The 19,243-nt window shown below is 66.5% G+C and carries 16 protein-coding genes and 1 pseudogene; 11 read left to right on the top strand and 6 right to left on the bottom strand.

The window, feature by feature from the left end; translation table 11 throughout:
• The first annotated feature begins 70 nt into the window (after positions 1-70).
• The 5 genes from AB0I82_RS17200 (at position 71) to AB0I82_RS17180 (ending at position 6,527) form a co-directional block, all read left to right on the top strand.
• Positions 71-2,167 carry an NB-ARC domain-containing protein gene (locus AB0I82_RS17200; protein ID WP_363258068.1) on the top strand — a complete coding sequence of 699 codons (2,097 nt, stop codon included), beginning with the start codon at positions 71-73 and terminating at the stop codon, positions 2,165-2,167.
• Positions 2,168-2,277: 110 nt separating this feature from the next.
• Complete coding sequence (locus AB0I82_RS17195) at positions 2,278-3,063, top strand: (Fe-S)-binding protein (RefSeq protein WP_363258067.1); 786 nt, start codon at positions 2,278-2,280, stop codon at positions 3,061-3,063.
• On the top strand, positions 3,060-4,694 hold the full coding sequence (locus tag AB0I82_RS17190) for a LutB/LldF family L-lactate oxidation iron-sulfur protein (RefSeq protein WP_363258066.1): 1,635 nt from the start codon (positions 3,060-3,062) through the stop codon (positions 4,692-4,694). Before AB0I82_RS17195 ends, AB0I82_RS17190 begins: the two co-directional genes overlap by 4 nt.
• Entirely contained in the window at positions 4,691-5,332 is a 642-nt protein-coding gene (locus tag AB0I82_RS17185) for a lactate utilization protein C (RefSeq protein WP_363258065.1), read from the top strand. The genes AB0I82_RS17190 and AB0I82_RS17185 overlap by 4 nt, the downstream gene beginning before the upstream one ends.
• Before the next feature lie 145 nt (positions 5,333-5,477).
• On the top strand, positions 5,478-6,527 hold the full coding sequence (locus AB0I82_RS17180; RefSeq protein ID WP_363258063.1) for a hypothetical protein: 1,050 nt from the start codon (positions 5,478-5,480) through the stop codon (positions 6,525-6,527).
• A gap of 39 nt (positions 6,528-6,566) precedes the next feature.
• Here the strand turns inward: AB0I82_RS17180 and AB0I82_RS17175 are convergent, their stop codons facing one another.
• Together AB0I82_RS17175 and AB0I82_RS17170 are read right to left on the bottom strand one after the other, a co-directional pair.
• A complete protein-coding gene (locus AB0I82_RS17175) occupies positions 6,567-8,456 on the bottom strand; it encodes a DUF2075 domain-containing protein (RefSeq protein ID WP_363258062.1) in 1,890 nt (629 codons plus the stop codon).
• A gap of 629 nt (positions 8,457-9,085) precedes the next feature.
• Entirely contained in the window at positions 9,086-10,993 is a 1,908-nt protein-coding gene (locus AB0I82_RS17170; RefSeq protein WP_363258061.1) for a DNA/RNA helicase domain-containing protein, read from the bottom strand.
• Between the two features lie 804 nt (positions 10,994-11,797).
• Here AB0I82_RS17170 and AB0I82_RS17165 point away from each other — a divergent pair.
• The 4 genes and pseudogenes from AB0I82_RS17165 to AB0I82_RS17150 all read left to right on the top strand — a co-directional run bounded on the left by AB0I82_RS17165 (position 11,798) and on the right by AB0I82_RS17150 (position 14,203).
• Complete coding sequence (locus tag AB0I82_RS17165; RefSeq protein WP_363258060.1) at positions 11,798-12,577, top strand: endonuclease VII domain-containing protein; 780 nt, start codon at positions 11,798-11,800, stop codon at positions 12,575-12,577.
• Between the two features lie 180 nt (positions 12,578-12,757).
• A pseudogene (locus AB0I82_RS17160) lies at positions 12,758-13,120 on the top strand (DUF6602 domain-containing protein); the annotation flags it as partial.
• A gap of 144 nt (positions 13,121-13,264) precedes the next feature.
• Complete coding sequence (locus AB0I82_RS17155) at positions 13,265-13,687, top strand: hypothetical protein (protein ID WP_363258431.1); 423 nt, start codon at positions 13,265-13,267, stop codon at positions 13,685-13,687.
• 249 nt (positions 13,688-13,936) lie between these two features.
• Positions 13,937-14,203, top strand: coding sequence for a hypothetical protein (locus AB0I82_RS17150; protein WP_363258059.1), 267 nt, complete (start codon positions 13,937-13,939; stop codon positions 14,201-14,203).
• 8 nt (positions 14,204-14,211) lie between these two features.
• Here the strand turns inward: AB0I82_RS17150 and AB0I82_RS17145 are convergent, their stop codons facing one another.
• From AB0I82_RS17145 to AB0I82_RS17135, 3 genes are all read right to left on the bottom strand, one after another.
• Complete coding sequence (locus AB0I82_RS17145) at positions 14,212-14,364, bottom strand: hypothetical protein (RefSeq protein WP_157847675.1); 153 nt, start codon at positions 14,362-14,364, stop codon at positions 14,212-14,214.
• A 105-nt stretch (positions 14,365-14,469) separates the two neighbouring features.
• Positions 14,470-14,682, bottom strand: coding sequence for a hypothetical protein (locus tag AB0I82_RS17140; protein WP_363258058.1), 213 nt, complete (start codon positions 14,680-14,682; stop codon positions 14,470-14,472).
• Positions 14,679-14,918 (bottom strand): hypothetical protein, encoded by a 240-nt coding sequence (locus tag AB0I82_RS17135; protein ID WP_363258057.1) that lies wholly within the window; start codon positions 14,916-14,918, stop codon positions 14,679-14,681. The genes AB0I82_RS17140 and AB0I82_RS17135 overlap by 4 nt, the downstream gene beginning before the upstream one ends.
• 316 nt (positions 14,919-15,234) lie before the next feature.
• Between AB0I82_RS17135 and AB0I82_RS17130 the strand changes: the two genes are divergently transcribed.
• Positions 15,235-16,281: a DUF4365 domain-containing protein gene (locus AB0I82_RS17130; protein WP_363258056.1), complete on the top strand. Its 1,047-nt coding sequence runs from the start codon at positions 15,235-15,237 to the stop codon at positions 16,279-16,281.
• A gap of 196 nt (positions 16,282-16,477) precedes the next feature.
• Complete coding sequence (locus tag AB0I82_RS17125; protein ID WP_363258055.1) at positions 16,478-17,254, top strand: NUDIX domain-containing protein; 777 nt, start codon at positions 16,478-16,480, stop codon at positions 17,252-17,254.
• On the opposite strand, the gene AB0I82_RS17120 is transcribed toward AB0I82_RS17125, so the two are convergent.
• Entirely contained in the window at positions 17,238-18,371 is a 1,134-nt protein-coding gene (locus AB0I82_RS17120) for an XRE family transcriptional regulator (protein WP_363258054.1), read from the bottom strand. The genes AB0I82_RS17125 and AB0I82_RS17120 overlap by 17 nt on opposite strands.
• Positions 18,372-19,243 lie beyond the last annotated feature (872 nt).

The following is a 19,243-nucleotide window of genomic DNA, read 5'->3' as shown; positions in this document are numbered from 1 at the left end:
TGCCCCCATCCTGGATGCGGGGAGAGGGGCGATCGTGACCAGGCAGCGGCGGCGTGCGGGGAACCTGCCAGTGGAAACGAGGGAGCTGGTCGGGCGACGGTCCGAGCTGGCTCAGGTACGGCAGCTGCTGGAGAAGTCCCGGCTGGTGACGCTGACCGGGGTCGGCGGGGTGGGCAAGACCCGGCTGGCGCTGCGGGCGGCGTACGAAGCGCAGCCGTCCTTCCGGGACGGGGCCTGGTGGGTGGAGCTCTCGTCGCTGCACCGGGGCGACCTGCTGGCGCACATCATCGCCGAGGCGCTGCCGCCGGCCGACCGGACGACCCGCCCGATGATCGACGTACTGGCCGACTACCTCGCCGACCGTGAGCTGCTGCTGGTCCTGGACACCTGCGAGCACCTGACCGACGCCTGCGCCCTGGCCGTCGAGGTGTTGCTGCGGGCCGCGCCGGGGCTGCGGGTCCTGGTCACCAGCCGCCGTCTCCTGGGCGTGGTCGGCGAGGAGGTGTTCGCCGTCGAGCCGCTGCCGGTGCCGGCGGCCGACGCCGGGGCGGATACGGCGGACGCGGTCGATGAGGTGGCCGCGGTGGCGCTGCTGGCCGCCCGGGCCGCCGAGGTGGTGCCCGGTTTCGCGGTCACCGACGCCAACCGGGCCGATGTGGTGAGGCTGTGCCGGCGGCTGGAGGGGCTGCCGCTCGCCCTGGAGCTGGCCGCGGCCCGGCTACGAGAGTGGCCGGTGGCCGACCTCGCCAAGCGGCTGGCGGACCGGTTCGCGGTCCTGGGCGAGACGAACGAGCTGGTGGACGGGGCCGAACCTCCCTGGCACCAGACGCTGCGGACCGCGATCGGCTGGAGCCATGAACTGTGCCGTCCGTCCGCCCGTCTGCTGTGGGCCCGGCTGTCGGTCTTCGCCGGGACCTTCGACGCCGAGGCGGCCCGTCAGGTCTGTGCCGATGAGCACCTCCCGGACGAGCAGGTCCTGGACTTGCTGACGGCGCTGGTCGACAAGTCGATCCTGATCTGGCAGCCGACCGGGAGCGGCGAGCGCTATCGGATGCTGGACACCATCCGCGAGTTCGGCGCCGGCTGGCTGCAACGCCTGGGCGAACAGGACGAGCTGGCCCGCCGGCACCGGGACTACTACCGGGCGCTGGCCGAGCGGGCGGATGCCGGCTGGTTGGGGCCGGACCAGATCGCCTGGCGCGACCGGACGGTCGCCGAGCACGCCAACCTCCGCGCCGCGCTCGACCACTGCCTCGCCGAGGGAGACGGGCGCGGCGCGCAGGAGATGGGCGGAGCGCTGTGGTTCTTCTGGGGCGCCTGCGGTTACGCCAGGGAAGGCCGCCACTACCTGAACCGGGCCCTGGCCCTGGGCCCGACCACCGGGCCGATCCGGGCCAAGGCCCTGTTGGCCTCCGCCCTTAGCGCCACCATGCTGGGAGACGCGGAGACCGTCCTTCCCCTCGCCTCCGCCTTTCGGGAGGCCGCGGCCGACGACACCGATGACACCGTCCATGCCGCCGCCTATCTGGAGGTCGTCCATCTCATGCTGCTCGGCGGGCACGCACGAGCCGTCGAGCTGATCGACACGACGCCTCGCCCTCGGCCGGGCCACGGACGGTACGAGTTCGGGTGGTTCATGGCGTGGATGTCGCGCCCTTTCGCCCACCTCCAACTCGGAGAGTTCACCGCTGCCTTGGCCACCGCCGAAGAGCTGACCGCCGAGTGCGCCCGGCGCGGCGAGACCTGGGCCCGTTCCTGGGGCGAGTACCTGCGCGCCCTGGCCCTGCTGGCGCTGGGACGGACCGAAGAGGCCGCGTCCCATGCCCGCACCGCCCTCGACGGCAAACGCCGCCTCCACGACAGCACCGGCATCGGCATGGTCCTCGACCTGCTGGCCTCCGCGGTCGTCACCTCCGGGGACGGCGAGCAGGCCGCCCGGCTCCTGGGCACCGCCGAGCGGATCTGGCACACCCTTGGCACCCCTCAGGCGGGCATTCCCGGACTCGTCGCGGCCCGCACCGCGTGCGAGCAACAGGCTCGCCGCATCCTCGGCGACGACGCCTACGAGACCGCGTTCCGCACCGGCTACGACACCGATCCCCACACCGGCATCGCCTACGCCCTCACCCCACCGGCCACTGCCCCGAGGGACGCCGAGGTCGACTGATCACCTCCCACGCTCGGCCGAAACGCAGGTGGGCTGCTATGGTCCGACCATTAAAAGGTAGAAAGTAGAAGTCAGTAAGAGCAGGAAGACAGCCCGTACGGGAGGCTCCATTGCGCATCGGACTCTTCGCCACCTGCCTGGGGGACACGCTCTTCCCCGACGCGGTGCGCGCCACCGCCGTCCTGCTCGCCCGCCTCGGCCACGAGCTGGTCTTCCCGCCGGACCAGACCTGCTGCGGCCAGATGCACGTCAATACCGGTTACCAGCGCGAGCCCGTCCCCCTGGTCCGCGGCTTCGCCGAGCAGTTCGGGGACCCGTCGATCGAGGCGGTCGTGATGCCCTCCGGCTCCTGCGCCGGCTCCGTACGCCACCAGCACGGCATCGTCGCCGAGCGCTACGGCGATGCGTCCCTCCGCGCCGGCGTCGCGGCCGTACAGGCCAAAACGTACGAACTGTCCGAGCTCCTGGTCGACGTGCTGGGCGTCACCGACGTCGGCGCGTACTTCCCCCACCGGGTGACGCACCACCCCACCTGCCACTCCCTCCGGCTGCTGCGGGTCGGCGAGAAGCCGCTGCGGCTGCTGCGCGCCGTCGAGGGCATCGACCTCGTCGAGCTGCCCGAGGCCGACGCCTGCTGCGGCTTCGGCGGCACCTTCGCGGTCAAGAACGCCGAGACGTCCTCGGCGATGCTCGCCGACAAGATGCGCCACGTCACCGGCACCGGGGCCGCGGTCTGCACGGCCGGCGACTCCTCCTGCCTGATGCACATCGGCGGCGGACTCTCCCGTATCAAGGCCGGTACCCGCACGCTGCACCTGGCCCGGATCCTCGCGTCCACGCGTACGTCGCCGTACGTACTGCCCGACACCGACCAGCTGGAGGCCGCCGCCCGATGAGCACCCCCACCTACCTCGGCATGCCCGCCCTCCCGCCGCGCTCCCCGTACGGCACCGGCAACCTCCGCGGCGACCGTACGTTCCCGAAAGCCGCCCACGACGAACTCCGCAACGACCAGCTCCGCCGCAACCTCACCAAAGCCACTCACACCATCCGCGCCAAGCGGCTCGCCGTCACCGGCGAACTCCCCGACTGGGAAGCGCTGCGGGACGCCGGCTCCGCCATCAAGACCGACACCATGAACCGCCTCCCCGAACTCCTGGAACAGCTGGAGGCGAAGGTCACCGAGGCCGGCGGCACGGTCCACTGGGCGCGCGACGGCGCCGAGGCGAACGACATCGTCACCCGCCTCGTCCAGCAGACGGGCAGCGACGAGGTCATCAAGGTCAAGTCGATGGCCACCCAGGAGATCGGCCTCAACGAACACCTCGCGGACCACGGCATCAAGGCCCACGAGACGGACCTCGCCGAACTGATCGTCCAGCTCGCCGACGACAAGCCCTCCCACATCCTCGTCCCGGCCATCCACCGCAACCGCGACGAGATCCGCGAGATCTTCCGCACCGGAATCCCGGGCGTCGACCCGGAGCTGCGGGCCGTACCGGAGGAGCTGGCCGCGGCGGCCCGCACGTACCTCCGCGAGAAGTTCCTGACCACCCCGGTCGCCGTCTCCGGCGCCAACTTCGGCATCGCCGAGACCGGCACCCTCTCGGTCGTCGAGTCCGAGGGCAACGGCCGCATGTGCCTCACCCTCCCCGACACGCTCATCACCGTCATGGGCATCGAAAAAATCCTCCCCCGCTACGCCGACCTGGAGGTCTTCCTCCAACTCCTCCCGCGCTCCTCGACAGGCGAGCGGATGAACCCGTACACGTCCCTCTGGACAGGCGTGACACCGGGCGACGGCCCCCAGAACTTCCACCTCGTCCTCTTGGACAACGGGCGCACCGCGGCACTCGCCGACTCGATCGGCCGCCAGGCCCTGAACTGCATCCGCTGCTCGGCCTGCCTGAACGTCTGCCCGGTGTACGAGCGGACCGGCGGCCACGCGTACGGCTCGACCTACCCCGGCCCGATCGGCGCCGTCCTCACGCCCCAGCTGGCCGGCATGGATGTGACGGGGGACGACCCCAACAGCTCGTTGCCGTACGCCTCCACGCTCTGCGGGGCGTGCTACGACGCCTGCCCCGTCAAGATCGACATCCCGTCCCTCCTCGTCGAGCTGCGCCACCAGCACACGGAGGCCACCGGCCGGACGGCGGAGAAGCTGGCGATGAAGGCGGCGGCCGCGGTGATGGGCAGGCCGGGGGTGTACCGGACGGCGCAGAAGGCTTCGGGCGCGGGCCGCGTACTCGCGGGCCGGAACGGGCGCATCTCTCACCTCCCGCCCCCCTTCCACGGCTGGAGCGCCACGCGCGACACCCCGGCCCCGCCCAAGCAGTCCTTCCGCGCGTGGCTGGCGTCGGAGAAGGGCGCGGAGGCACTGCGCGCGGCAGCTGAGGAAGGTACGGAGGCGATGCGCGCGGCTGCGCAGGAGGGCGCGCGACGCCGTACGGAGGACAACTCCCCGGAGGAGGGCGCGCGGCGCCGCACGGAGAACCACACCCCCGAGGAGGACGAGGACCAGTGACCGCCCCCACCACCGCCCGCGAAACGATCCTCGCCCGCATCCACGACGCCCAGGCCCTCGCACCCGCCTCCGCCGTGGACATCCCCCGCGACTACCGCACCGACCGCACCCTCCCCGCCCCCGACCTCCTCGAATTGCTCACCGACCGCCTGGTCGACTACAAGGCCGAGGTCCACACGTGTACGGCGGACCGCACCCCCGAGGTGATCGCCGCCGTACTCCGCGACCACAGCGCCCGCCGCATCGGCGTACCGCCCGGCCTCGACCCGTCCTGGCTCACCGCGTACGACGGCGAGGTGCAGCACGACACCGCCGACATTTCTCCCCTCGAACTGGACGCCCTCGACGCCGTATTGACCTCCTCCGCCGTCACCTGCGCCGAAACGGGCACCATCTTCCTCGACGCCTCCCCCGACCAGGGCCGCCGCGCCCTGACCCTCGTCCCCGACCTCCACCTCTGCGTCGTGGACCTCTCCACGGTCACCCCCGGCATCCCCGAAGCCCTGTCCCGCCTGACCCCCACCCGCCCCACCACCCTCATCAGCGGCCCCTCCGCCACCTCCGACATCGAACTGGAACGGGTGGAGGGCGTCCACGGACCGCGAACGCTGGTGGTGGTGATCCGGACGGACGTCTGAGCCGTCGGCACATTTCCTCGCCAACCTCGACTTCCGGCCTGAATGGCGCATTCCGTGCTCTATCTGAACCACCGGCATGTGGTCACCCTGTGGTGGTGAGCAACACGTCAACTGGCTGAGTGCGGTCTGCGCTTGGGGGTGGCCGGTGGCCTATGTCCCGATCCTGAAGGGCAAGGAAGGCGAGTTCCTGGCGCTTGGACATGCGGCGCCGGAGGTACGCACGGGTATTCGCCCAGTGATGGAAGTCGTTCCGGACCCCGACCTGAGGGATCTGCTGGAGACTTTCTGCGACCACGCCATGGAATATGTGCCCAATGGCATGGTCCTTACGGTCGACTGCGGTGCGCTCCCCTCGGTGCGCGTGCTGCAAGGAGACGTGGGCGGACCCATCGTGCGCCTCGCCGAGTCGCTCGGGTTGCGCGGGGTTCCCCTGTGCCCCGTCATCAGGGTCACCGATCCGGACGAGGTGCTGGCCGAAGCCGCCTACGCCATTGCACAGCATCAGCAGGGTGCGTGTTTACGTGTCATCACGGGAGCCGATGCGTGTGCAGGCCAGCCGGACGGACGACAGATCCACGCCCTCCTCGATGCCCTTCAAGTGGATCCGGAGGAGGTCGATCTCCTCATCGACGCCGGTCCCATACCGTCCGCAAGAAGACGGGAGGAGCTTGCTGAAGCGGCCCTCACCGCCCTGAAGTGGTTTTCGGGCCGGCCCTGGCGGACCGAATGCGTGGCTTCCGGTGCTTTCCCCGTCAATCTCGCCGGGTTCCCACGAGGGCAGGCCACACCGGTGGCGAGGGAGGACGCGCGACTCTGGCAACAGGTGGCAGCCCAGCGCGATGGGGACGGGCTCGATTTCGGGGATTTCGGTATTACCCATCCGCGTATGCCGCCCCCCAGCCGCGGGACGCCGGATCCCAATATGCGCTACACGACGGCCGATGACTGGCAGGTCTTTGTCTATCCACGCACTCGATCGGGCAACGACGATTTCTTCATGCTCAGCCGTGACCTGGTGGCGTCCCCATACTGGCCGCCGACCGGCGCGGGGACCTCATGGGGCGATGCGCAGCTCCAGGCGTGCGCCCGCCATGAGCGGCCGAAGGCGGGCGGCGGCAGGGAGTGGCGGGCGTGGGCCACCTCCCACCATCTGGCCGTCGTCACATCCAACCTCGAGACGCTTGGACATCCATGACGCCGCCCATGACCGAAAACGTCCCTGGTCCGCAACCGGCTAGGGCAATGGGGTCAGTACCTCAGCCTCGGACGGGATGAGATCGCGCAGCTTGGCGCGGGTTTCGGCGTCCGTGGAGTAGACGACCGTGCCCACCATGCCGCGGGTCAGCAACACCTTGTACGTGTTCCGGATCAGCTGATCCACCGCGTCGTCCGGGGTGGATTTCTTGAATGCCGGGTCCTTCGACGCGGTGCGGTCGGTGATCCAGCGATCGCCACGCCACACCAGGTCCGGTCCGATGATGACGCCACTCCAGTCGTACTCGAAGCCCTGCGCGGTGTAGACGCACCCGACCTGGCCGAAGCCGGCCCGATCGGTGGCCCAGAGCGCCGCGGGCGGGGCACCGGCCACGGCGCGGTCTCCGTAGACGTTCCACGGCCGAGCCCAGTCGCCGATGACGACGTCGGCCGGGAGCGCCTGACCCGGCGGGGTTTTGGTGGTCCACTTCCAGCAGTAGCCGGCGGACATACGTGCGCTGTAACCCTGGGCGCGCCGGGACTCGAGGAACGCCTCCATTTCCTCCGGGCTCTCCGCCACCATCAGCCGCATTTTCGAGTCCGGTTCCCAGGTAATCGGTCCTCCGTCCATCAGCCCCAGCAGACGTACCACCCATTGGAGATACGCGTCACTGCCGCCGCAGCGGAACTGATCGTCCAGGGAAACCACCGTGCAGCGCAGGTTCTTGGCCGCCGCCACGTCCTGGATCTCGGAAACAGAGCCCATTTCGCCCGGGCGCACGACCTGATGGTCGTCCAGCAGGAACACAGGCACCCGGGCGGCGTCGATCAATTCCTCCACCTGGGGCTTACCCGTGCGATGGGCGGCGGGCGTATAGCGGTTGGCCGAAGTTTCGCGCATCCGGTGCGCTTCGTCGCAGATCAGTACGTCGATACCGTTGCGCTCGGCCGTCATGAAGCTGTTGAAGTACTTGAAGAGTTCCTGCACCTCACGCTTGCGAGCCCCGGCCACCTTGCGCATGGTCTTGGTGAAGGACGCCGAGCCGGTGGCATGCAGCGCGGACCGCTTCTGGCGGTACAGCTCGCCCAGGAGAGACAGTGCGATGACGCTCTTCCCGCTGCCCGGTCCGCCCGTGACGACGATGACTTCCTTGTTGTCGGCCTGCCGCGAATCGCGTACGGCTTTCAGTACCAGCTCGTAGGCCAATTGCTGTTCGGCGAGCAGCCGGAACATCTCTCGGTCCCGGATCTCTTCCGCTGCGACGGCGATCAACTGTGTGGACGGTTTGACCCGGCCGGCCTGGAACGCATCGGCCGCGGACGCACCGGACTCCGTGGCGAGCAGGCCCTGCAGATAGGCGAGAAATGCGCCGCGCTTGTCCCCGGTGAAAAAGCGCCCGCGCGGCGACTGCCCCGCGACGTCGAGCGAGCCGGCGCCGAACTCCGTCGCATTGTGCAGAAAGGCCACGCCGGCGATCCGGTGTTCATGCCCGTCCAGCGCACCGTTGAACTGAGCCAGGTAGTCGCAATACCCGCGCACCTGCTCGATCGGATTGAGCCGCGGACGGGCCTGCATGCCCGCGACATGGCAGAGGTTGGGCGCCTCCTCATCCGGATACGCCTCGGTCCACTGCTTGAGTTCGACGACCACGTACGAAGGTTCGCCGGTCTTCGGGTGGACACCGGCGAGAATCGCGTCGGCACGCTTACTGGTGAGCGGCAGCGTGTACTCCAGCATGACCTCGACCTCGCCCAGCCCCGCTTCGACGAGGGCGTGCACCAAAGCCGGAATGGAGTGCTCCCACGAGCGGAGTTCGCTCGGGGACGGCTGGTGGCCATGCGCGTGGACGAAACGGTCCGCCAGGTGACCGAACAGCGCTCCGGAGCGCAGCTCGGCAGCGACGGACGCAGCGGATTCGCGGATCAACAAGGCGAGCCCCCAGGCAATGCGGAGTGGCGGGAGCGGGTGGGGGCATGTCCTGCTGATCCCGGCGGGAGGTACCCGTCAGGAGCGGAAGCCCGGCGGGCCGCGTGAATTTCGGTGTCAACTCTAGTTCTGTCGTCCGTGGTCGGTTTCGACCTTTTGGGGCGAGGGAACGTTCGGTTTTCCTCGCCCCGTAAGGGCTATCGACGTCGCCACCACGGCCGCACAAAGCGGCGAAATGCCGTTGCCGGCGCGTGGGTGATCTGCGGACGGTCAGTGATGGGCTCGGACAGCACGAAGGTCCCTTCGGGACATGCGGCGGAAAGCGAGGACCAAACGATTCCTCATGATCCGGGCGCAGTGGTCGGGAGAGGAAGTGGTCTCAGGCCAGAGGGGGACACGTCGGCGGCGACGTGCTTCCTCTGCTGCCCGGGTGCTGAACCGGTGCCGACGAACGGGGGTGGCGAGTGGCTCGCCACACGTGGTCGGCGGGGGAAAGTAAGCGCACATGTGCTCCAGATGCAGGCGGGGGCATGTCCAGTTGCCTGGAAGCCCGGCGTTGCCGTAGAGCCCGTAACCTTACGGATCATGTACATAACTGGCAAGAAAGTTCCCCAAGTTGATCCAAGTAGCGATCAGAAATGGCCATCGCTCTGAGTGGGCCGATTGGGGATCAGCGACTGCAGGAGCCGCTGAGTATCGGGATCGGTGGAGTAGAGCCGGGTACCCCGCGTCCCGCGTGTGGCGAGGACGCGGTAGGCATTGAGCGCGTAGGGCAGGTACTGCTCGGGTGAGAGCGCTTGGAGCGCTGGGTCGTGGCTCTTCTCCGGCCGTGCTTGCCACCCGCCGGCGGTCCAGGTGAGGTCTTCGCCGAAGATGACGGCGCTGTAGTCGTACTCCATGCCCTGAGCCGTGTAGACACAGCCGATCTGCTCATGACCGCCCTCGTCCGTGGCCCAGAACGCCCGGCCGGGGGTGCCATCGGCGAGGGCGCGATCGGCTCTCGAGTTCCATGAACGTTCCCACATGTGCTGTCCGTCGTGATCGTTCCAGGGGATGGAGACCTCCCTCTCCAGGGGCGGGTCGGCGGGGGAGTCCCATGGCCAGCAGAAGCCTGCGGTGATGCGGGCGAGCCGACCCTTGGTGAGGTGATCGCCGACCCAGAGTTCCAGTTCGAGCGGGTTGGGAGCGATGGCCAGGTCGTAGTCTTCCGAGCCGGGCCATACGGTCGGCCGGGCGCCCGGGCTCAAGAGCGCGTCGACCCAGTCGAGGTACCGCTGGGACCCGCCGCAGCGAAACTGCGCTCGCAGATCGATGTGGGCAAAGGTGAACTCGTGGCGGGTGGCCAACTGCTGTAATTCTCTCCTGGTGGTGCCTTCGCGGGGCCGCACTATCTGGCCCTCGTCGAGGAACAGAACGAGTACGGCACACCGCCTGAGCAGCCGGATGAAGAGGTTGGGGAACTCGGTCGTCCGTGTCGTGAGATCGGTGCGCGCGCGGTGCGCTTCATCCAGCAGTACGACGCTGGTGTTCTCGTCCAGGCCCATCGGCACGGTGTCGGTCAAGGTGCGTATGAGGCCCCTCGCCGAATCCCCGGCCGCCCGGGCCAGCTGCTGACTGAGCGTCCCGGAAGGGGAGAGGAGGCGCGGGTTGGCGCCCTCTTCTTCTGCCCGGCACAGGTCGGCGAAGAGTCGGGTGGCGATGGCGGTTTTCCCCGTTCCCGGTCCGCCTGTGACGACGACGATGTGCCCACGCTTCCCCTGCTTCATGGAGGTGATGGCGTGGAGGATCTCTCGCCGTGCACGGTCCTGCTCGTCGACGAGGCGGAAGGTTTCATCGCCAGAGATGACGGCAGCGAGTTTGGACAGCAGATCCCGCGACGGACGGTGCCGCGCTTCGAGGAAATCGTTTATGCGCTGAGGGTCGGCGGGCCGCAGATCCTGGCTCTGGAAGCGCGCGGCCAGCACCTCCGGCGCTTCGTCCAGCGGCACGCTCTCTTCCCCGAGCAGGGGAAAACCGGCGCTGGGGCCTGTGCTGACCTGCGCGCGCATCTTCTTGATCAGCGCTGTGGGCGCGTCGTGCAGGTAAGCAAGCCCACGGACTTCCAGTCCGAGCTCGGCGGGAAGCCAGTCCTGGAGGTAATTCACGTACCCGCCGACCTGACGTCCGGGGTGCAGAACCGTTCGCCCGGCGACGATCAGCTCGTCGGGTATCTCGCGACGAGGCTCTGCATGCGTCCACTGCTTCAGCTCGATGACGACCGCGACCAAGCGGTCGCCTGCTGGACTCTCGCCGAGCAGCAGAGCGTCAATGCGCTGACTGGTGCCGGGAAGTTCGTACTCCAGCATGAGCTGCAGGCCGCCGAGCCCGGCAGCGGAGAGAGCCCGCAGCAGGCGAGGCCAACTCCGTTCCCAGCTACGTCGCTCACCCACTGTCGGCGGACAGCCATGCCGGGCGGCGAACCGCTCGGCGCACCTATCGACAAAGCCGGGATCGGCGATTCCTTCCGCCGCCCGCGCGACTGTTCCCTCATAGAGATGCATGCGTCTGATCTATATCAGCGTGCATAGGCCATCGACCGGCAGGAATCCGCAGGAAGGAGGCAGAAGGACCCCGCATGGCAACGACAAAGGGTCGACCCCAGTGGGGCCGACCCTTCGTTTGTGGCACTTGTGCTGGTCAGCGGTGTGATCACGCTGGTCCAGGTGAAGTGCCCCCGGCAGGATTCGAACCTGCGCACACGGCTCCGGAGTGGTTGTGCCGATCAGGCCCCAAAGCACCGCTGACCTGCGGTGGAGCATTTGGGATCTGTTCTGCCGGGCGTGCTGTGTCGGAGGTGTGTCGGGCACGGTCTCCGCCCGGCGTGCTTCCGAAGAGCGCAGGGGATAGGGGGCCAGTGGATAGATCGAGTTCGCGTGGGGATGGGGGAGGCAGGACGCCGCGCACTGTTGTTTTTGCGACTGCCAGGGGCTCCTCGCGAGGTCAGCAATTAGCCGGTGATCCGTAACCTCTACTTGCCGGCATACACGCTCCCAACATGTTTGGCACCCGAGTCGCAAGTTGACGCCTCAGGTGGGCTTGAGTGCCTCGTGACACTTCATCTACTTCTATCCGACGTACACAGGGCTACCGATCCCGACGAGCGCATGGCAGGGCCGGATGTGGCTGGGCACCTGGGTCTAGCTGGGCCTATGAACTGACTGGCCAGCCTTGATCACGGTCGTTATTGGTCGGGTTAGGTCGTCCGGGGGGCGCCTCCGGACGGCCCAGGGACAGCCCAGAATACCTGTGCAGGCGCCCTGTCACCCAAAGCCCGCCGCCGAACGAGGTCCGTAGTCGAACGTAAGATGCTGGTGGGGGGGGCTCTCATGGCAATGAAGACTTGCGGGACATGTGGTGCGGAGTACGTATCCAATGGAGCTGTGCGCTACTGCGGAGACACCTGCCGCCTGCAAGCTCAAGCGGCGCAACTCGCAGGCACTCTGTACGGTTTGACGCTGGAGCAAGCTCTCGCTATCCGTGCCGTACAAGCGTGCATGATCTGTCAGTCAACAGAATCCGGGTTTGAATCGGGCATCTTCGCAATAGACCACTGTCACGAAACCGGCGTCGTTCGGGGGGCCCTGTGCCAGTCGTGCAATTTCATGCTGGGCAACGCCCGAGACGATGTCGACGTCTTGCTGCAGGCGATCAAGTACCTGTCGAAGGACCACTCATCGGAACCGTGGAACCAAGGGGCAAGCCGCCGGCAGCAGCTAAACGACCGGCTGCACGCCCGCCTATCGACCCGTCTCGAAGAAGCCAATAAGGCTCTACGTGCATCCGAGCTACGAGTCTTAGAACTCGAAGCCATCATCGCAGCGACAGATGAGGACGTCGTGACAGCAGCGCGCCGTCGAGCACGGGACTCTGACGCCGTAGACCGATTCGTTGCGGAGATGATCAGGGTCGCCCCTGCCTCCCGAATCGCAGCGAGCACGGTTCGACAAGCGTGGACCGACTGGGCTGGTGGAGCGTCGTGCCCTGTAGCGAGTCTGCAGGAAGCCCTCAACAAGGCCGGAGGCGTACTGCGAAGATCGTCAACCTCTCGCTACTGGGAAGGTATAACACTGTCTGCAGAAGGGTGACCCGCATAGGAGACTCTGGAGACGTTCGCTGCCCCTGACCGTCGACAGATAGGCGGCGTCACTCAGCTGAGGGCGAGCACTCCGCCTTTGAATCATTCCGTGGTTCCATAAGTACACGCGGATTCATAGGAGTCCGCACATTCATCCGCTCGGCCAGAGGCATGATCAACCGGAGGCGCAATGGATAGTGCGATTCACCACCGCTGGTTGCGAGCCGTCGAGCAGGACATGCAGCAGGAGTACTTGAGACTGCACGAGGCAGCCCGGTCAGACCCTCAGCGCGCTGGGCACGGGGGCGAAGGCACTTGGAAGCGCATGCTCACGGAATGGCTTCCTCCCCAGTACGAAGTAGCAACAAGGAAGTACATCCTCCCGGAAGAACCGGATGGCGACGTTTTTGAGACCGACTTGGTGGTTTTTCGTCCCAATTATCCTCACGCCTTGAGGGCTCGGGAAGAAGTTCTAGCGAGTGGTGTCGCAGCTGCTTTCAGCGTTAAGTTGACACTTAATCGCGAGGGCATCAGAGATGGATTTGAACGCGCGGCGAAGATTCAACAGGGCCTCAGACTCAGGAGCGGCTCCCCGAGGGGGGAAATCACCGGACCTTTCCCTGTGGGGCTTCTTGCGCATTCACATTCCTGGAGGGGGGACGCGCCAACACGACAAATGAAGGTGTACGCCACCTGCATGGAAATGAGCGAGAGATACGCCACCCACCCGCGATACATCATGGATCTTCTATGCGTCGCCGACCTGGGGGTGTGGAGCACTTCCCGAATGCCTTTTTGTCATCCTGGAATGATCCGACACCTCGCGCCAAACGAAGCGGAAAGCTATGAGCATGGCGCAGCCATGAGCTGCATCATGCAGATGGGCATGGACACTTCCCCGACCGTGGCTGTGCTGATTGCTAACCTATACGAACGACTCGCCTTGACAGATCCAACCCTGCAACCCATCGCAGAAGGTTTCAATTCATTTGGTGAATCCAGCGGCGGAGGTACGCCTCGCTTCTGGGATTTGAACGCAACCTTCACCGAAAAGGTGAGATCTAGTCTGATCACCGGCGTCAGAGATGACCAGGACAACAATTGGCGACAATTCTACTGACTATTCCCGTTAGGCGATGACGCGGAATAAGCTGGCTGAGGGGACGGGAAGCTTTGAGCTCACCTCAGACTGCGCTTTCAACTGGCACGGCTCGCTTCAAAGAGACCGCCTCGGAGGCTGTCGGCGGAGTGCGTACCGCGTGGCCAACGGGGCTTCCTTGCATGCACCGGTGAAGGTGCCGCTCTGCCTCTGGTGCTCATCGGCGGTGAGCGTGATGATGGAGGTCGGCCTCGGCTAGCGGAGGCGGTCATGGGCTGGGTGGATCCGAGGTACATTCCCGCGCTGCGTGCGGACGGGCGGTACACACGCCTGCTGAACCTGACCGAGCGCCTTGTGGCGGAGAGGGAGCGTGCGGTCGTCGTGCCGACATGCGGCTCGTGCCAGAACGGACAGGTCACGGTCACCGACACCGAGACCGGCCAGACGTACACGATCCCGTGCGAGCGATGCGACGGAACCGGCACGGTGCCCGAGTACGCCGACAACGAGGACAACGGCCGCGCCGGCGACCAATGACCCGCCGCTCAGTCGTCGGGCGTGGTGTTGAGGGCGCCGCACGACCAGCACTCGAACTCGCCCGGCAGCTCGTAGTGCGTCGTGCTCCAGAAGCCCTTGGGTCGCCCCTGGATGACGTTGGTCTCTAAGCACCGCCAGCACTCGAACTCGAAGTCCTCCATCCCCCGAGGATGGCGTCTCGCTTCTGCGCCCGGTAGAGGGCTTGGGGAAAGACCACTGTCAGACCGTGCCGCCCCTGTGGAGCTCAACAAGGGGCAATGCTGCGGTCAGCGGCCGCAGTACGGGCAGCGGGCCCTGCGGCCGCGGGTCTCTACCAGCACGCCCTGCTCACGCATCCGGCGTAGCTGGTAGGAGACCGAGGAGGGTGAGGAGAGGCCGGCCGCGGTGGCGAGCTCGCGCATGGTGGGCGGCTCGCCGTACGCGGCCTGCCATTCGCGGGCGCTACGGGCGATGTGCTCCTGGCGGGCGGTGAGGCTCACGGCCGTCGGCCGCGAACGGCGGCGGCGCGGGCCTGCTCCTTGAGCGCCACGCGGGCCGCGGGCGTGCCCTGCGGGGTCTGCCAGTAGGGGTGGTCGGCGATGCGCCGGGAGAGCTCCAGCAGGCGTCGGCGGTAGGGAGCCACTTGGTTCGTCGGCGCCGTAGCAAGCCGACCGTAGGTGAGGTACCAAGCGGTCTGAGCCTCCAGGAGGTCCTGGGGGATGTCGGGGCGATCCATACCCTCAATTAGATCGCTTGTTCGATTCATGGGGCAAGGTGCCGCATGACGCCGCCTTCTCGCAACCGGACGCCCGCAGTGACTCCCGTTCGCGTTGCTAGCGACCGTCGTCTGTCAGCGGCCTCGGCTACCTTCAGCTGCATGGATGACTCACTGGTCCTGCCCAGGTGGTCGGCTTGTACGTGCGCATCGAAGGCGACGGCCCATCGCACCAGCGATCGCTTCAGGCGCGATGCCGCAGCGCTGCGGCTCAATTGGTGACGTTCGTTTAACGGTTCGGTTGAGCGGCTAACCGGATGGAGAATCAGGGGGGACAGTGGCCAAGATCAAAGATACTCGAAGGACTGAACGCGCCGGGGTAAATGCTTTTCGCGCTCTCATGGAGTCTGCCGGACACATCTTTCAAGAGATTGATGGTGGTAACGACTACGGCGAGGACTGCTATCTTTCGCTTACTGAGAATGGGCGCCGCACAGGCGACATTGTCGCTGTGCAGGTAAAGAGCGGAGTCTCGTACAAGCAAGCAAGGGGGTACGTAATACCGTGCGGCAAGCATGTAGAAGACTGGGCCCGTAGCCGCATCCCGGTGATCGGAGTGGTATATGACCCTGAGATGCGAGAGCTGTACTGGGTTAATCTGAGCCAGGCCCTCAAGGGACAGGTAGCCAAAGGGAAGAAGCCGAGCTACGTAAGCATCGACGAGAATGCGATACTAGATTCGACTACCGTGCATTCCATGATTGCCGACGTACAGTCGTACATAGTGGGAACCTACGGCCCTCCGGTGTCACTGGAGGGGCTGCGTTATGCGTTACGAGACGCTTGGGACCAGGTGCAGGAGGATAAGCGTCAGAAATTCGAGAACGCACCACTCGGCGGCCTGCCGATCAGGAGCTTCGAGAAGGAGGCTGAATTCCACTTACGACACCCGAAGTTCCTCCCGGCATTGATCAAATGTTCGGTTTGGGCGGTCGCATTCCTCGTTAGTTTTGTTATCGCGCCAGGGCTGTATCATGTCGCGCGGTCGCAGTACGGATTATTCATGTCATGGCTGTGGGTGATTACCTTCTACGGCTTGTTTTGGACACTCCTCCACGTGAGTGGCGAGGATAGTAATCGTCGACGTGCGTCGCTCCTTCGGAACAGTGGAATGATTTTGCTGGCCATCGGGTGGTACGTCGGATTTCCGCATGTATCTACCGTCCAGACTTGGACGGTTCCACCTCTTGTTGAAGTGGTGATCATGGGCGCAATTCCGGGGGCCGCTAAGGCAGCTCTCTTATGCATGAGTGTTCACTATGTTCGCCAAGAGATAGGGCGGAAGCGGCGGCTAAGTAGGCGCACTGAACGGAGTGACGAATAGTCTTTCCTCAGTGCTCACTGCTTGACTTTCTCGCCTGTTCGAGAGAGGCAATTCTTACCCGTGCCTGTTATCAGGCGCGATGTGCCCATAAATGCCGTACTCCGAACGGGAAGGTCGAGGGATAGCTCTGTCGAGGTCGGATGCCCACGGATACGCTGGTACGCGCCAGCCGACGAACCAGGAGAGTGCTCTGAGGATGGGACCGAAGTCGACGAAGGTCTACTCAACGATCCGTGAGTGGATCACTTCGGGGAAGCTGCAGCCAGGAGACAAGCTGCCGTCCGAGCGAACGCTGAGCGAGGATTTGGAGATCGGTCGCACGGCCCTCCGGCAGGTGCTGGCTCGTCTGGCCGCTGAGCGACTGATCCGGGCCTACGGGCGGAGCGCTTACCGAGTGGCCGGCGGCGTGAGCATCGAGCCGCCCGAGGGGCTGGAGCCCTGGAAGGTCCACGGTGAACGGAACCTCTACGACAATCGCTGGGTGAAGCTGGACCTCGTCGACGTGGAGCCGCCCGGCGTGGAGCGCTTCGAGCATCACGTCGTCACGCTCCATCACGTCGCTATCTCAGCGGTGCTGGACGACGCGGACCGCGTGCTCATGCTCTGGCGCTACCGCTTCGTGCCACAGCAGTGGGGCTGGGAACTTCCCGGCGGGATCGTCGACCCCGGCGAGGATGCCCAGACGACGGCACTCCGCGAAGTGGAGGAGGAGACCGGCTGGCGCCCTGACAGCCTGGAGCACGTGGTCACATACCAGCCGATGGTGGGCATGGTCGACAGCCCTCACGAGATCTACGTCGGACGCGGCGCGCAGCGCATCGGCGAGCCGACTGATCTGGAAGAGGCCGGCCACGTCGCCTGGGTACCGCTCGCCGACATTCCTGGCCTGATGGCCAAGGGGCAGCTCATGGGGTCAGGGACGCTCGTCGCCCTGCTCCACCTGCTCGCCAGCTCTCCTACATCTGCCCCGTGAGCAGATCGATCCGGCGGCGATGACGCACTGAGCCCGTACGGTTCGCCAGCAGCCGTGCGTGCCGGAGATGCTCGCGCGCCTGGTCGACCTCACCGCGCGCCTGGTGAGCCTGCGCCAAGTCGCATCGCAGGCCGGCTTGGGCGCGAACGAAGGTCGGGTCCATCGTGTCGAGAGCCTCGTACAGGCTGCCCACGGCATCATCGTCGCCGAGCAGAGCGAGAGCGTTACCTCGCCACCGGGACAGGTGCCCGTGGTTCAGGAAGACGCTCAGCATGTCAGGGTCGCGTGCCTCCTCCCCGTCCGGGAGGCACGCGGCTGCCCTTTCCAACGCCCCCCTGCATTCGTCACCCCTACCTGCCTTCGCGCAGATCTCGGCCTCCGCGGCGTGAAGCCACGCCCGCAGACGGGGCGAGAGCCGGTCTCCGCCTGTGGCCTGCGCGTTGCGCACCAGCTCAACGGCAAGTTCGGGTCGACCGGCGTCACACAGAACGTACGCCTGCTCCCCCATGGCGTGAGCCGCGTACATAGGCGCGTCCGCCTCTTGGGCAGCGCGCTTGCCCAGCTCGTAGTGTCGCCACGCTCTCTCGACGGCGCCGGCGTCCAACGCCTGCCACGCCGCAAGAGTCGCTGCGCCCGTGAGGGCGAGCGCGATCGGCTTCCGTGCATCAGGGAGTACCGCGAAGGTGAGCGCATCTTCGAGGGCGGAGAGGTGGCCGTTCATCTGATCCACCAGGCTCGCGGCGCCCATCTGCCGATCCATGGTCCGGAACAGTTCCGTCTGATCCATGAACGTGCTCACCATGGGTTTGCTGACGCTGCGCGCTGAGTCGACCCGTTCGATCAGCTCTTCGTAGCCGCCGACGGCTGGTAGCGCCGCAGTGGTGGCCGGCGCGCCACGCAGCTCGTCATCGGTGACGCCGAGCAGCGGGCGGAGGATTGCGGCATAGCGGTCCGAGAGCGGCCGTCGGCCGTTCTCCCACTCGGACACGTAGACGCGCAGGCTCGCAGTCGACGCCACGTCGGTCAGGTGCTGACGCGCGTACCGCTCGATCTCGCGGATCAATCGCTCCTGCGACCAACCGCGCGCCGTCCGCGCTTTTTTCAGCCCGTCACTCATGCGCCCCCTCCACCGGGTCGATCAGTCGTCCCGTCTCAGCATGCCGCACATCGCCGCAGGTCGGCAGGGGTTAACACCAACTGAGTTAAGCCCAGTTGGCTACCGGGCCCTCCCCTCTTCGCAGCACCGTAGTTGCGCAGGGAGACGCGCCCCAAAGGCAAATCTTCCGTAGGCGCTTGACGACTGGTGCGCACCAGATGCAATCTATTGGTGCGCACCAGATGGAGCGCAGGGAGAGGTCTTTACGAACTCCTCCCGCACTGGGCGGACACGCTGCAAGACCGCCCGACAAGGCCAGGGGACAGGGCTTCGGCCCGACTGGCGAGGTGGCCCGGTGACCGCGAGCAACGGCCGGAGGGTGGGGACGAGGTCCCCCTTGCAGTGCAAGTTCCGTGTCCGCAACACCGGAAGGGAGAGGGCAGGTGGATCAAAGACATCTCTGGGCGCCGCCGTGATCGACCGGCCGGCGACGCCTGTGCAACACCCCAGTTCGCGAGCGGAATTGCCCGCCGACGGACAAGCCGGTCGCCCTTCTTCCTGCCATCGCAGCGGCTAGCGCTGCGGCCGGTTGCCTCCCCCGCCCGTCCGGCCCGCATTCGTGCGTCTCCGTACGGGCGGGGCTGAGGGGAGCCGGACAGCTCCACAACGAAGTGCGGCCCCCGGTGCTGGAACACCGGAGGCCGCGTACAGGCACCTGTATGGGAGGCACCTGTGATCACCAGCATGGCATGCCGCGCCTTAGCGGCGTACCCGGCTGACAGCGACCCGGACATGGACGAGGCCCTGCGCCGGGTCCGTGCCGGGGGTGGTCGGCGATGAGCACCGGCATCTGCGGCAACTGCCAGCAGGCCGTGGTGGTCATCAACGGCCAC

It is taken from the genome of Streptomyces sp. NPDC050315 (assembly GCF_040655775.1).
GTDB lineage: Bacteria > Actinomycetota > Actinomycetes > Streptomycetales > Streptomycetaceae > Streptomyces.
This window is presented reverse-complemented; position numbering and strand designations above follow the sequence as displayed.